This window comes from Falsihalocynthiibacter sp. S25ZX9, assembly GCF_041205405.1.
GTDB lineage: Bacteria > Pseudomonadota > Alphaproteobacteria > Rhodobacterales > Rhodobacteraceae > Falsihalocynthiibacter > Falsihalocynthiibacter arcticus.
In genome coordinates this window covers 1-360 of sequence record NZ_JBGFCD010000105.1, presented here as the reverse complement: position 1 = coordinate 360, position 360 = coordinate 1, and the positions used below count along the sequence as shown (strand labels likewise).

Annotated in this window: 1 protein-coding gene; it reads right to left on the bottom strand. The window is 55.3% G+C overall.

Annotated elements, in window-relative coordinates; genetic code table 11:
* Positions 1–360, bottom strand: a 360-nt coding sequence (locus AB9F29_RS21485) for a carbohydrate ABC transporter permease (protein ID WP_369757198.1), incomplete at both ends; no start/stop codon positions are given.

Below are 360 nucleotides of genomic sequence, written 5' to 3'. Positions count from 1 at the left end.
AGCCAGCCCAGACAGAACGCCGAAATACCCGTTGTACAGCCACAACCAGCCAATACAGCCAATCGCGATTGGAATAACCCAAGGCGGCATGACCAAAACCCGAAACAACGCGCGCCCCGGCACGGCGGCATTCAACAGCACCGCCACAATCATTCCCAGCACCAATTTGAGCGCCACCGAGAGGAACATCCAATAAAACGTCCGCACAATCGTTTGGTGAAACTTCCTGCTGGCGAGTAATTCTTCGTAGTTGGCCGTCCAGATGTATTTCTCGCCGCCCAAGCCCGCCTCCATAAAGGATAGACGGACGGTCTCGACCAGAGGCCACGCAACGATCACCCCAATGAAAATCATCGCAGG